Genomic DNA, 13,481 nt, shown 5'->3' with positions numbered 1-13,481 from the left:
ATCACTGACGTCGTATCGTATTTCATAATATTCACCTGCGCCGCTACCATCTTTGCGGGCGGAATAAGGATTGAGACGGCGAAGGACGCAGCTCTTGCTCTATTCCCTCTGGCTGGCGAATACTCCGCATGGCTGTTCGCCTTCGGACTTCTCAATGCCTCCCTATTTGCCGCATCCATACTGCCCCTCTCGACAGCCTATTTCCTATGTGAGGGGATGGGCTGGGACTCCGGACTGAACAAGAGGTTCGGGGATGCGCCACAGTTTTACCTCCTCTTCACCCTGCTGATCGCCTTCGGTGCCATCTTCATACTGATTCCCAACGCTCCGCTGCTGGCGATAATGGTCCTATCGGAGGTGATTAACGGATCTTTGCTGCCGATGGTGCTGCTTTTCATCCTCATTCTGATTAATGACAGAAAGATCATGGGAAAATACACCAACGGAAAGCTCTTCAATCTGATCGCCTGGAGCACAACAATTATCATGAGCATCCTCACTGTTCTCTTGGTGGTGACGACCATCTTTCCCATTTTGGGTGGATGATTTAAGAGGTGCCCAGAAGAGAGATATAGCAAACGGAGGAAATAGGAGGCAGTATCTTGCAGGAACCGGGAAAAGAGGATTATTCGTCAGATCGTCAATCCAATAGCGGCGCGGATACTCCCATCAAGCCCTCGCCTGCTGGATCCCCTTCTGCATCGCCCTCAATCCAATCAGAAAAAGAGCCGGATATCCCGACCTCAGACTCGGATTCAGTTCCAGTTCCCAATGGGTCGGCCACTTCTCCCGAAGTTCAGGCTCGAGAGCTGCCCAGGTTTACAGTGATAGAGTACGATGAGAATCACTTTCTAGAGACGGAGACCAATGAGGTTGAGGACTGTCTGATATTCCGGGACCGCCCCTATATGATATGGATCAACGTGGACTGTCCCCGGCAGGTGTATTCTCTGGAAAAGCTGGGAGCATGCTATGGATTGCACCCCCTGGTTCTAGAGGACATTCTGACCGACCAGCGCCCCAAGGTTGAGGATTACGAGGACTACATATTCATCGTCCTCAAGATGCTCTACTATGAGGAAGCGGAGGATGACGATGAGATAGGGGACTTCAATATCGACATGGACCAGGTGAGCATAATCTTTGGCAATAATTTTATAATATCATTTAAGGAAAAAGATGTGGATATATTCCGGCCCCTCAGGGAGAGGCTGAGGACGTCCAAAGGCCGGATCAGAAAGCAGGGTGCCGATTACCTTGCCTACTCCATGATCGACTCGATCGTCGACCACTACTTTGTGATCATGGAGAAGCTGGGCGATAGGTTCGAGGAGCTGGAGGACTCAGTGGTCTCCAATCCTGAGCCGGGAATCCTGCCCGCCATCTACAATCTGAAAAGGGACATGCTCTTTCTGCGAAAGTCGGTCTGGCCTCTCCGGGAGGCAATAAGCCGCATGCAGAGGATGGACTCGCACCTCATATCGGAAACTACCAGGATCTACCTAAGGGACGTGTACGACCATACCATCCAGGTGATCGAGAACATAGAGACATTCAGGGATATGTCAGCTTCGCTTTTGGAGACCTATCTATCCAGCCTGAGCAATAAGCTCAATGAGGTGATCAAGCTCCTGACCATCATCTCCACCATATTCATCCCTCTGACCTTCCTGTCCGGGCTTTATGGCATGAACTTCACCCACATGCCGGAGCTGGAGCACCCCTATGGATATCCTGCAGTCCTGGTGCTGATGCTGCTGGTGGTGGCGGTGATGCTGGCATACTTCTACCGGAAGAAATGGATCTGATGGATGCCTAAAAAAAATCGTTTTGAAGAAGCTTTAAATATTCATTTTCCATCCCCTCAACGATGGACTTATCTCGTGCGATGAGTCTGGCCGATCCTCAGCTTTTAGCAGACCAGATTCAGTATAAGGTGGATTTGATGGCCGGAAGGCATGTAGATCTTGCCTCCATTCAGGTGCTGGCAGATGCCATTCATGAGATAGATGCCGTATCAATTATAGTAAACTTGATAGTAATAATTTTTATAATATTTGTGGTCAGAGCTGTGGCCGAAATCGTAGATCAGATGCTACGAACTCATATCCCCAAAGTCATAAACCGGGCGGAGATGAGGATGGACGAGACCATGCAGCTCATGATCCGCAGGATCGCCTCCGCCACCATTTATCTGGTCGGCTTGATGCTGGTTATACTGCAAATTCCACAGCTGCATAAGGTCGCCACTGCCATGCTCGCCGGAGCGGGGATCTTTGGCCTGGCTGTAGGCTATGCGGCCAAGGACTCCCTGTCCAACTTCACCTCTGGGATATTCATCACCCTATTCCAGCCCTTCCGGGTGGGAGATCTGGTGGACTTCAGAGGCGATTATGGCCAGATCGAGGATTTGACCCTGAGGCATACGGTGATTCGCACCGCAGATAACCGCAGAATCATTGTTCCAAACAGCATCATCAGCACAGAACCTGTAATTAACTGGACGATCAGGGAAAAAGAAATAACCTGGTCGGTTGACTTCGATCTGGAGAAGGCAGCGGATATAGATCGAGCGAGGGAGATAATTCTGGAGAAGGCGCGCGGCCATTCTCAGGTTTTAAAGGACAGGCCATTGAGCGTCCAGCTCTCGAGCTGCAAAAGCAGAGAGCTGGTCCTCAGGCTGGAAGCGACAGTTCCGGGGAGAAACGTGGCCAGCGCGGTGGGCAATGAGATCAGAGAAGCAGTGATAAAGGAGTTTGAGGCCCAGGGAATATAGCTCTCAATCATGCCCAGTCAGGCTACGGCCACCTTTCTGGAGATGACGGCTCGAAGGGGCTCGATCTGACCGCGTTTGGCGCTGATAGGAGCAACCCGATCCTGCCACTGAGTCCAGGGTGGGAGCATCCCCAGACGCTCGCAGATCAGATCCAGTGCTCCATCCCTGTCCTGCTTGGCTATTCGGTCCATCTTGTTCGCTGCCAGGACCGAGTCCAGGCCTAAATCGTCCAGAAACTCCCAAAGCTCTATCTCCATCGGCACCTCGCCCCGGCCCTCCCAGCGGTCGGCTATGTCCAGGAAAGATGCGGCGTCAATTACCTGCACTGCCAGGAGAATCTCCCTGGCATGCTCTTCAAAATAATGGACGATCAGATCTTTGGTCTTCTCCTGGTCGGCTTTGGTGGTTCTAAACATAAAGCCATAGCCGGGCATATCCACATAGAAGATGTTGCCTACCTTGGTCTTGAACGGGTACTGGGTGATACCAGGACGCTTGCCGATCGGAACCTTCTTTCCCGTGAGCTCCCAGAATAAGGTGGATTTGCCGACGTTGGACCTGCCGATGAGGACAACTTCCTTGGACATGGCATTAAGAGGAAGGGCAAGATTGAAAAGGATGCCTATCTGAGAACAATAGCATAAATGACGGAAGGGGAAAAGGATCCAAAAGAGGTCGCAGTTCTGCTCTTGAAGGCTACGATGCTCCCCGACGGAGAGGTCTTCCCGCGGTTCGATCAGCCGAAGTACACCCCGGCAGATTATACCCGCATGGCCTGCCACATTCTTTTCCGGTGTCAGCGGTGCGGGACATGCTGCACCACCGGAGACCCCATCCGCCTGCGGCCCGAGGATGCTGCACAACTGGCAAAGCATCTCAAAATCCCCCTGAACAGGGCCCTGAAAAAGTACACTATTCCCGATCCCAAAAAGCCCGGAGTTCTGGACTTCAAGCACATCCTGCCCTGCAAGTTCTATGACCGATTGGCGGGCGGCTGCAAGATCTATGCTGCCCGTCCCTGGTCCTGCCGCATATTTCCATTCCTTGGGGTCTACGGCTCTTCCGATCAGGTAGTAGTAAATCCGTCCTGTCCGGGGTCAGTGGAGACTATGGAGATTTTAACCCGGGCGATGGAAGAGGTACAAAGGGAGCAGGAGGGATACTCCCCCAGCACAGAGGAGATCAGGCGGAGCAAAGAGCATCTGAGGAGAGTTCTGGATGAGCTCTGAACAACAATGGTGAAGTCGGAGCTAGACCTCTTCTCCGAACACCTCCACCAGCGAATCCCGAGCCCTCTTCATCACCTCAGTGGGGCAGGTCTTGTAAGCCTTTTGCAGCGGCTCTATCGCCCTCTTGTCCCCGATCTCACCCAGGCTCCAGGCGGCCCAGGCCCTTATCTCCTCGTCGTCCTGGCTGAACATGACCTCTATCAGAGCATCAAGGGCTTTGTCGTGGCCTATCTCCCCCAGGGCAGTCACGGCGGTATAGCGCACCTTCCATTCTTTATCCGGCAGAGCGGCAAGAGCTAGATCTGCGGCTCTCTCCCCTTTTATCTTTCCCAGGGACTTTAAGGCCTCACAGCGCACATCCACATCATCATCTTGCAGGGCACGAGTGAGGGGTTCAATGCCCTCTTCGCTGGCTATCTCTCCCATGTAGGCTGCCGCCCTTCGCCTAACCTCCGCACTCTCATCTGTCATCAGCCGGGCCACATCCGGCAGGGATTGAGCATAGCCGATCTTCGCGAGGCCGGTGGTGGCCATCCCCCGGACCTCGGGATCGTCATAGCTCAGAAGATCTCTGAAAGCCTCTGCTGCCTCTAAAGCGCGGAGGGCCATCGCCGCCCTCAAGCGTACATCCCTGGAGCCGTCTCTTTTCATGGCCAAAACCAGAGGCTGTACTGCCTCCTGATTGCCCAGTGCCTCCATAGCGGCTGCGCTCCACTCGCGAACCACATGATCCGGATCACTGAGCAGGGCATAACAGAGAGGCTTTAACGCCCTGGCAGATCCTGTCTTGCCCAGGATCCAGGCGGACTTGTAGCGCAGGTCTGAGAACTCGCCCTTCTCCAGGGCTTCAGCAACGGCATCAACCGCCTCGTCACCCAGGTTTACCAGGGCCCATGCCGCTTTCTGACGTTCAAAATAGTCATCGCTCTGGCCGAGCTTCTTTATGAGTTCATGAGCCTTGTCCATGCCGATTCATGGGCATGGCAGTCTATTAAGCTTTGTGCAAATAGAATTCAATTGCATGCAAATGTTTAAGCGTTAAAGGGCTGCTTCGGCAGACATTGGACAGGAACAGAAAACATGGGATATCTATTCGGACCTGTGCTCTCCCGCCGCTTGGGGCTATCCATGGGGGTGGACCTGCTCAGGCACAAGACCTGCAATCTGGACTGCATCTACTGCGAGCTGGGCCGGACCGATTGCCTGACCTGCGGACGGGGACGGTTTGTACCTCCGCAAAAGGTGCTCGGGGAGATCAGGGAGAAGAGGAATGAGCCCTTCGACTACCTGACGTTTGCCGGTTCGGGAGAGCCGACGTTGAGCCAGGATCTGGGAAGGGTGGTGGCCTTCGCTAAAGAGACCGTCTCCCGCCCAGTGGCGGTGATCACAAACAGCACCCTTCTTACCAGCCCTGCAGTTCGAAAGGAGGTTGCAGCAGCGGATATTGTCCTTCCCTCCCTAGATGCCGCTTCTCCCGCTGCCTTCCAGGCGATAAACCGGCCTGATCCGGGCCTGAAGATCGAGGAGATAATTCAAGGCCTCAAGGAGTTTCGCCGGGAGTACTCGGGAGAGATCTGGCTGGAGGTGATGCTGGTGGCTGGGATCAATGACCATGAGGCAGATCTCATAGCTCGAGCGGCGGAATCGACTGAGCCGGACAGAATTCAGCTGAACACCGTGGTCAGGACTCCGGCAGAGCCGGTCCGACCCCTGAGCGAGGAGGAGATGGTTCGGATGCTGGAGATCTTCCCAGGAGCTGAGCTGATTCCCGACTGGGACTGGAGGGTCCCGGTTGATATTCGCAACAGAATCCTGGACAGCTTATGCCGCTCGCCCTCTACCCTGGAGGAGATCTGCCGCCTTCATGATCTTACTGATAGCGATGCCATCAAATACTGCAAGATCCTGGAGCACGATGGTCTGATCACCAGAAGGATCGAAGGAGGAAAGCTCTGCTTTCTGGGAAGCAAAAGCCGTGGCAGAGGATAACTAAAAATCCTCAAATGGATGGTTTTCGATGACGGAGAATAATGAAAATTGCGAGACATGCACTCATCAGGGCACCTGCCCCAGCCGGAATAGCGGCGAAGCAGTCACATGCGAAGTTGACCCGGGGAGCAAGATCAAACATAATATCATCATCGCCAGCGGCAAGGGTGGAGTAGGCAAGAGCACGGTATCGGTCAACCTCGCCCGGGCCCTCTTGCTGGATGGATTTAAGGTCGGCATTCTGGACGCCGATATCACCGGCCCCAATATTCCAAAGCTCCTGGGAATTGAGGATCGTAGTCTGGTGCTGGGGGAGGAGGGGATAAGACCTGCCGATGCCGGCGGCATCAAGGCAGCCTCCATGGCCCTAGTTCTATCCAGCCCCGACTCGCCCGTGGTGTGGAGGGGGCCGATGAAGATGGCTGCCATCAAGCAGTTCATCCAGGATGTAGACTGGGGAGAACTCGATTTTCTGATCATAGACCTCCCACCAGGCACCAGCGACGAGCCTTTAAGCGTGGTGCAGCTCATCCCCGACCTGGCTGGAGCGATAATTGTCACCACTCCTCAGGAGGTCTCTTTGCTTGACTCCCGCAAAGCAGTGAATATGGTCAAGACGATGAAGCTTCCTGTTATTGGAATTATCGAGAACATGGCGGGCCTTATGTGTCCCCACTGCCATCAACGGATCGATATCTTTCAGAGCGGCGGCGGGGAGAGAATGGCAGAGGAGATGAATGTGAGATTTCTGGGATCCATTCCCATTGATCCCCAGGTCTGCTCACTGGGCGATGCCGGCCAGACCTTCGTGGAGGGAGATACACCTGCCGCAGATATCTTCCGCCTTATTGTGGAGAGGCTGAAAAATATCCTGAGATAGCTACTGCCTTGGGGCTAGACTATTTTTTAAAAAAATTTGTTGAGATCAGTATGTGCTGAGCTCTCCCCGGAAGAGCATCTGCTGCAGCTTTGGTATACTCCCCAGCCACTCGTCCAGAATCTCTGTGGCCCCATCCTGCAATGACTTTATGTCCACTCCTTCCTTGGGGACGATCTGCACGCTGGCGATATGGGGCTCGTCGATGGGCTTTCCTATCTGTGATAGGATCTTAATGTAGACCTCTTCGATTCCCTGGACCTCGGCGGCGATCTGTTTTGCTGCCTCGATGGACAGGAGGTTATAGATCTTTCCAACGTGGTTGATGGGGTTCTTTCCGCAGGTCGCCTCCAGGCTCATGGGCCGGTTGGGAGTGATGAGGCCATTGGCCCGGTTGCCCCGGCCCACTGCACCGTCGTCTCCCATCTCCGCTGAGGTTCCAGTGACTGTGATGTAGACCGATCCCTCTTCGATGTTGTCCGCCACATTCATCTGGGCAAATACCCTGCGGGAGGTGAACTGCTTGGCGAAATCAATCACATGCTCGACAATTTCCCTTTTCGTGTCTGCATACTCTTTCATGTTAGCCACATACCTGTCCACCAGGGCGCAGGCGATGGTGAGGTTGATTTCATCTCCCTGGCGCATGCCCATGACCTTGATGTCTTCGCCAATGGCGGGAATGCTCTTCTTGAGATTCATCAGTTCTCGCTCAGTGTTATAGACGATATTCTCCGTCTGGGAGAGGGGGGCATAGCCAACGCCAAAGGAGGTATCATTGGCGGAGGGGACCTTCCGACCGAAGACGTCGCGCAGATCAGAGGAGCCCATCCCTATCTTCGCATCGAGGATGACGTGGTTGTTGACATCCAAATTGGAGAGGGACTCAACAAGGAGCTTGCGCGCCGCTTTGATGGCAATGGTGTCCACCGGGATCTCCTCCTCCTTGAAGACCCTTGTGGCCCTGCCGGTGAGCAGAATATACAGCGGGCAGATGACCTCGCCGCCTCCAAATGCCGGTTTAGACCTTCCAGCCACTATCTGGGTTTTATCAGTGTTGTGGTGCAGCACCGCTCCAAATCTATCAAGGTACTCCTGGCATAGAGCCCGACTGATGGACTCTGCGAGGCCATCTGCTACGCTGTCCGGATGGCCTATTCCCTTGCGCTCTACCAGCTCTATCTCCTGCTGCTCCAAAGGCCTTTGATTGAGGCGTTCAACCTTGATGTTTCTCTTCATGTCATTTCCTCGAATGCCGTTTCATTGACAAGCTTTTAAGGCAGTTCCACAAATTAAAGAGGTGCACTGTCATATTAATGCTTTGCACTGCAGCCCAATTGGAAAATAAGCCCAAATGGCCAGATGGAGGAGGTGGCTTCCTCTCCCCTGATTCTTTGGCCTACTGAGTCAGGCCCACCTGCCACTTGAGCATTCTCTCCTCCACCACATAGCGGAAGGTACGATCTATAGCCAGGCCCAGGAGACCCAGGACGATCATGTACATGAATACCTCGTCCATCCGGTAGTGGCCATAGGAGTCCCAGATCTTGAATCCCAGGCCATTCTTGCTGACCCCGAACATCTCGGCGGCGACAAGGCACATCCAGGCAATTCCCATGGCAATCCTTATGCCTGCTGCAATGGAGGGCAGAGAGTAGGGCAGAGCAACATACCTGATCAGATCGAGATCTTTGGTTGCACCCAGAACCTTTGCTGACTCGACATACACCCGGGGAAGGCTCTTGAAGCCCATGTAGGTGTTGGTCAATATGGGAAACACAGCCCCTATGAATATGATAAATCCTGCTGCAGTATTGGTAATGCCAAACCAGATGATGGCAAATGGGATCCAGGCCAGTGGCGGTATGGGGCGCAGTATCTCCACGATTGGATCAAAAATGCTGTCCAGAAACTTAAACCATCCCATTATCATTCCAATGGGAAGGGCAATTAAAAGACCGCCCGCCATGCCGATGGCGAAATGAAGTGCGCTGACTGGCAGGTCATCCAAAAGAATAGACCGCCAGTTTTCCATAAAGGCAAAAACAACCTGGGAGAAGCTGGGCAGAATCAATCTGTCATCAATGAGAAATGCTGCCGTCTCCCAGAGAGCAATCAACATAAAAATGGAAAGGACAGGAATGCCCTGGTCTCTCAGGACACGCGAGATCCTACTCCCACTAGCTTTTCTCAGTTCAGCTCACCCTCTCGTAGAAGCTGGTATCGAAGAGATCTTCCTCTGTCAGCTCCCTTTGAGTATACTTCATCTCATAGTCGACTCTTGCATATTCTACCGTTGAGGGTATTTGCAGATTTGGATCGCTGACCCACTCGCCGTCCCAGTTCTCAATGGAATGCTCAATTTCAGTGATATTCGCATTGGTTTTTCTGGAATAGATCTCTGCGGCCTCTTTCGGATGAGTATTGATGTACTCTGTCGCCTTTATATGGGTCTTTATGATCTGCTCTACCAGTTCAGGCTGCTCTTGGATGAGCTTGTCTGTGACCACCAGACTGCAGCAGGCATGGTCAGGCCACATCTCGCCTGATGCCACCACCACCTTGCCCTTGCCGTTCAGTTCCACAATGGATGGGGCTGGATGGGGAAGGAATACTCCATCTATTCTGCCTGCGGATAGAGCGCTCATAGCAGGTCCTGGGTCCATGGCTTTGATATCCACTTCTGAGACTTCAACTCCATTATCCGTAAGCCACTTCTTCATTACAGTGTCCTGAATTGACCCGGGCGGGAATGTGCCTATGGAGAGGCCTTCCAGGGATTCCGGTCCGCTGTAGGCCAAGTCTGGCCGGACCACCAGGTCTGAACCCTTGATGTTGACTGCGGCCACTATCTTGGCCGGAAGTCCAGCAGCTATGGCTGAAATGGGCGGAGCCGTTCCGACGTAAGCAATATCCAGCTCTCCTGCGACCATGGCCTGCATCTCCGGAACTCCTGTGGGAAACTCAAACTCTTTAATCTCAGTTATGCCAAAGGGCGAAAGGTCCTCCGCCCACCAGCCCATCTCAGAGGCAACCATCTCGGCAATCTGATGGGTGCTGGGCTGGTAGCCTATGCGCAGGGTGGTAATTCCTGCGGAATTCTCTGTGAGATTAGTGCTTTCGGTCTTCTCAGGAGGGGATATGCAGCCCAAGGTTAGTACCACCACTGCTGCCAGGGTGGCTATCAACACGAATTTCCTCAATGCGATCACCTATACCTATCTAACCTGCCTAAACCGTCTATGTCTACCTATGCCTACCTAACTGTACCTTGATTATACCGACTTATGGTCATCTGGGGAAAGATCGGTATAAAGCATTTTCCGGTCATGCTACAGCAATTTCCCCATCTGGACAACTGAGTGGACATATACTACAAAATGGCCAAAGAATGAGGGGACAATCGGCAGATTGAAAGGGAAATGCGGATGATGAAATAGTATGGTATGCAAGGAACTCCGTTCGAGCATCCCAAGCGAGCAGGCCAGACAAGGAGAGCGGCAGAGCAGGTCGCGCAGGTGAAGAATGGCAAGCATAGTGGTCGGAAAAGAATTCTCCGAAATACTGGAGAGGATAGAGCGGAGCGAGGCGGTTGTCCTCACCGCAGAAGAGGTATCCCGTCTGGTGGAGGATGAGGATAGGTCAAGCCTCGAAGAGGTGGACGTGGTAACCACCGCTACCCGGGCGGTGATGAGCGGGACATATGCCATTCTCTCCTTTCCGGTAGCCGAGCCGGGATCCTTCCAGAGGGCGAGAAACGTTTGGCTGAACGGCATATCAGCCCAGGTGGGTCCCTGTCCTAATGAGAACCTGGGGCTACTGGATCTGATCGTATTCGGGACTGCCTGCAGCCGCGACCGGCCGGATTACGGCGGAGGCCATCTATTTCGGGATCTGGTGGAGGGAAAGACGATTCAGGTGGAGGTCCAGACGGACGAGGGAGGATTGCTGCAGGCGGAGGTGGGGTTGGAGGATATGCCCCATGCTCGGATGTTCGGCTCCCGCCATGCCTTCAAGAACTACTCCGCTTTTGTCAATCCAGGCGACCAGCCGGTCAGGACCATCTTTCATGCCCGGGGCTTTGAGCCTCACTGTCAGGGGGCCACATTCTCCGGCTGCGGCCAGATCAATCCCCTGAAATGCGATCCCCTGCTGGAGACGATTGGCATTGGGACGCGCATTCTTCTCAATGGGGCAGAAGGCTACGTCCTTGGCACAGGAACCCGCAGCAGCCGCGACAAACCAAATCTATCCGGTTTTGCTGATATGCATCATATGACCGCGGAGTACATGGGCGGATTTGTCACCGGCCTGGGGCCGGAGTGCATATGCTCGTTGGCTGTGCCCATCCCCGTGACCAGCCCCACAATACTAGAAGAGATCGCTCGCAGAGATCGGGAGATCGCCCTGCCGGTAAATGACATCAACACCCGGACGGTGATAGGCCAGGCCAATTATGGGGATGTCTGGGAGGACGTGGACCTAGAGGTGGAGTTTGATCCGCAGCGGTGCAGGGGATGCAAAAAATGTCTGGTGGAGAGGGCCTGCCCCATGAGGGCCGTCCGCTACGATCAGGAGGCGCGGGTGGCCATCCGGGATGGGTCGCTCTGCTTTCATTGCGGCCTGTGCGTGACCGAATGTCCGAACGGCGCCTTCCGCTGCCGCCTGGGTGCGTTGCGGATGAAGACCTCTTCGGGAAGCGTCCGCTCTGTGCCGGTGGTCCTGCGCCAGTCGGACAGGCTCAGAGCTGTGAAGCTATCCGGGGAGCTGAAAAGAAGGATTCTGGAAGGATCGTTCAGGATGGCTCCGCCGATAGAGCGGATCGGGTGAACCTTTCGATTATCTGCTCTGGGCCAAGGTCAATTATGGGGACGATGGCATTGCCCGCCTCCACCTTCGCCACCACCACGCCCTGTCCCTCGAGGACCTGGGCCAGACCCTCGATGTCATCGACGTTCTCCACCTCTCTGATCCCTGCCCCCCGGGCGACGGCGGCAAGGTCGGTGCAGTAGCAGGTGCAGGTGGGCTGCGAGCCTGTGGAGCCGTAGCAGCAGTTGTCCAGGATCACCAGCAGAAGGTTTTTCGGGCCGTGAAGGGCAATGGTGGCCAGGGTCCCCAGGTTCATGAGAACTGAGCCGTCGCCGTCAAGGACCATCACCCTTCTCTTGGGCTTTGCCAGGGCCAGGCCCAGGCCGATGGAAGAGGCCATGCCCATGGAGCCGAGCATATAGAAGTTCTCCTGCCGGTCGCAGATGGAGTACAGCTCCCGGCTGGGAAAGCCGATATTCGAGATCAATAGGGCATTTTGCCCCTGGGCGGATTCGGCTGCTAAAGCGATGGCCTCTATACGCTTCATGCTCGCCTCCAGTAGTCCAGGTCCAGGAGAACGGCTGCTGGATGACGCTTTTCCTGGGCCTCTTCCCAGGATGCCACTACTGCCTCCTCACCCTCTCCGCTTGCCGGGGCTTGATAGGGGATGTCCAGGGTATCCAGCAAGGGGACGGTTAGCCTGCCCATGGGCACCTGGCCAACTATCGGCTCGCCCTTGCCGCCGCGGTGGCTGATGATTATGAGCAGAGGAATGCCGTAGAGCATATCGAGCGAGGCCAGGGCATTGATGCAGTTTCCCAATCCTGAGTTCTGCATGAGCAGAGCCGGCCTTCGTCCTCCCATCCAGGCACCGGCGCAAAGGCCCACCCCCTCCTCCTCACGGGTGGCGGGGAGGTGGATGATATCCGGGTCTTCGTCCAGCAGTGTCAGGAGCTCTTGCAGGTTGACGCAGGGGACGGAGGCGGCGAAGTCTATCCCGGCACGCTTCAGGCCGCGGTAGATGGCGAGGCTGGGGGACATATTTGTTGCATTGGCGCTGCTGGGGGAAAAAGGTTATTGCGGCCATGCTTGAGGATGCTGCTATCCTCAGAGCAGAAAGGAATAGACTGCAAGGATGCAGGATAAATGGCATCCGCTGCTGTTTCAAGCTCTCTGGCACAATCGATTATATCATATCATCGGCATTGGCCAATCCATTTCATCCTTTCCAAGTGCATGAGTATATAAATGCCAAGCTTTTAGGACTCTACAATGTTTTGTAAAAACCGAAATATTGAAATACACGGATAACTCAGTATTATCTGTGTTGACATCTTTCTGCACGAAGATAAATCAGGTGAGAACATGAATGAAGGAACAGTGGAAATGCTACAATCCGTACTCAGAGATGACGTGGGATATGCAATTAGTTATGGTCCCATAATAATTGCTGCAATCGCGATACTAATCATTGGATGGATTGGAGGACGTATACTCGGCAAAATCGTGGTTAAACTGCTGGACAGCGTGGGTTTGGACGATATATTGGATAAAACATTTTTAGGGGAGGCCATTCGAAGATCTGAAATGACTACTTCAAGACTTTTAGACCTAATTGCGAGATGGTTTGTATACCTTATATCAATAGTTGCAGCCGTGGATGTCTTGAATATAAAGATGCTCTCTGAACTGGTCAATCGAATTGTTCTGTACATTCCACATGTAGTTGCTGGCCTCATGGTGTTACTTGTAGGATTGATCGTGGGAACAATTATCATGAGAGGGTTTCGAAAAACTAATC

15 protein-coding genes are annotated in these 13,481 nt (G+C 53.8%); 8 read left to right on the top strand and 7 right to left on the bottom strand.

What is annotated here, in order from left to right; translation table 11 throughout:
- The 3 genes from BP822_RS12200 to BP822_RS12190 all read left to right on the top strand — a co-directional run.
- Window positions 1-546: NRAMP family divalent metal transporter (locus tag BP822_RS12200; RefSeq protein ID WP_286878377.1), on the top strand; the 546-nt coding region annotated here is incomplete at its 5' end.
- 56 nt (window positions 547-602) lie between these two features.
- Window positions 603-1,808, top strand: a complete 1,206-nt coding sequence (corA, locus tag BP822_RS12195; protein WP_286878376.1) for a magnesium/cobalt transporter CorA — start codon at window positions 603-605, stop codon at window positions 1,806-1,808.
- A 62-nt stretch (window positions 1,809-1,870) separates the two neighbouring features.
- Complete coding sequence (locus BP822_RS12190) at window positions 1,871-2,776, top strand: mechanosensitive ion channel family protein (protein ID WP_273270874.1); 906 nt, start codon at window positions 1,871-1,873, stop codon at window positions 2,774-2,776.
- Between the two features lie 17 nt (window positions 2,777-2,793).
- Here the strand turns inward: BP822_RS12190 and engB are convergent, their stop codons facing one another.
- Window positions 2,794-3,363 (bottom strand): GTP-binding protein EngB, encoded by a 570-nt coding sequence (engB, locus tag BP822_RS12185; protein WP_013720229.1) that lies wholly within the window; start codon window positions 3,361-3,363, stop codon window positions 2,794-2,796.
- A 57-nt stretch (window positions 3,364-3,420) separates the two neighbouring features.
- Here engB and BP822_RS12180 point away from each other — a divergent pair, with 57 nt between their 5' ends.
- Complete coding sequence (locus tag BP822_RS12180; protein WP_013720228.1) at window positions 3,421-4,005, top strand: YkgJ family cysteine cluster protein; 585 nt, start codon at window positions 3,421-3,423, stop codon at window positions 4,003-4,005.
- A gap of 21 nt (window positions 4,006-4,026) precedes the next feature.
- On the opposite strand, the gene BP822_RS12175 is transcribed toward BP822_RS12180, so the two are convergent.
- Window positions 4,027-4,971, bottom strand: a complete 945-nt coding sequence (locus tag BP822_RS12175; protein ID WP_286878375.1) for a HEAT repeat domain-containing protein — start codon at window positions 4,969-4,971, stop codon at window positions 4,027-4,029.
- A 114-nt stretch (window positions 4,972-5,085) separates the two neighbouring features.
- Between BP822_RS12175 and BP822_RS12170 the strand changes: the two genes are divergently transcribed.
- Both BP822_RS12170 and BP822_RS12165 read left to right on the top strand, forming a co-directional pair.
- On the top strand, window positions 5,086-5,994 hold the full coding sequence (locus BP822_RS12170; RefSeq protein ID WP_013720226.1) for a radical SAM protein: 909 nt from the start codon (window positions 5,086-5,088) through the stop codon (window positions 5,992-5,994).
- A 28-nt stretch (window positions 5,995-6,022) separates the two neighbouring features.
- Complete coding sequence (locus BP822_RS12165) at window positions 6,023-6,874, top strand: Mrp/NBP35 family ATP-binding protein (RefSeq protein WP_013720225.1); 852 nt, start codon at window positions 6,023-6,025, stop codon at window positions 6,872-6,874.
- Between the two features lie 45 nt (window positions 6,875-6,919).
- Here BP822_RS12165 and BP822_RS12160 read toward each other — a convergent pair whose 3' ends face one another.
- From BP822_RS12160 to BP822_RS12150, 3 genes are all read right to left on the bottom strand, one after another.
- Window positions 6,920-8,110, bottom strand: coding sequence for a methionine adenosyltransferase (locus BP822_RS12160; protein ID WP_013720224.1), 1,191 nt, complete (start codon window positions 8,108-8,110; stop codon window positions 6,920-6,922).
- Window positions 8,111-8,270: 160 nt separating this feature from the next.
- Complete coding sequence (locus BP822_RS12155; RefSeq protein WP_013720223.1) at window positions 8,271-8,993, bottom strand: ABC transporter permease; 723 nt, start codon at window positions 8,991-8,993, stop codon at window positions 8,271-8,273.
- 73 nt (window positions 8,994-9,066) lie between these two features.
- On the bottom strand, window positions 9,067-10,074 hold the full coding sequence (locus BP822_RS12150) for an ABC transporter substrate-binding protein (RefSeq protein WP_052297612.1): 1,008 nt from the start codon (window positions 10,072-10,074) through the stop codon (window positions 9,067-9,069).
- Between the two features lie 322 nt (window positions 10,075-10,396).
- Here BP822_RS12150 and BP822_RS12145 point away from each other — a divergent pair, with 322 nt between their 5' ends.
- On the top strand, window positions 10,397-11,701 hold the full coding sequence (locus BP822_RS12145; protein WP_286878374.1) for a methanogenesis marker 16 metalloprotein: 1,305 nt from the start codon (window positions 10,397-10,399) through the stop codon (window positions 11,699-11,701).
- On the opposite strand, the gene comE is transcribed toward BP822_RS12145, so the two are convergent.
- Both comE and comD read right to left on the bottom strand, forming a co-directional pair.
- On the bottom strand, window positions 11,667-12,227 hold the full coding sequence (gene comE, locus BP822_RS12140) for a sulfopyruvate decarboxylase subunit beta (RefSeq protein ID WP_286878373.1): 561 nt from the start codon (window positions 12,225-12,227) through the stop codon (window positions 11,667-11,669). The two genes, BP822_RS12145 and comE, sit on opposite strands and share 35 nt — an antisense overlap.
- On the bottom strand, window positions 12,224-12,721 hold the full coding sequence (gene comD / locus BP822_RS12135; protein ID WP_286878372.1) for a sulfopyruvate decarboxylase subunit alpha: 498 nt from the start codon (window positions 12,719-12,721) through the stop codon (window positions 12,224-12,226). The genes comE and comD overlap by 4 nt, the downstream gene beginning before the upstream one ends.
- Before the next feature lie 324 nt (window positions 12,722-13,045).
- On the opposite strand from comD, the gene BP822_RS12130 reads away from it, so the two are divergent.
- Window positions 13,046-13,481: mechanosensitive ion channel family protein (locus tag BP822_RS12130; protein ID WP_286878371.1), on the top strand; the 436-nt coding region annotated here is incomplete at its 3' end.

This window comes from Methanosaeta sp. UBA458, from assembly GCF_002496085.1.
GTDB lineage: Archaea > Halobacteriota > Methanosarcinia > Methanotrichales > Methanotrichaceae > Methanothrix > Methanothrix soehngenii.
The sequence above is the reverse complement of the archived record's forward strand: the minus strand, read 5'-3'. Positions and strand labels throughout refer to the sequence as shown.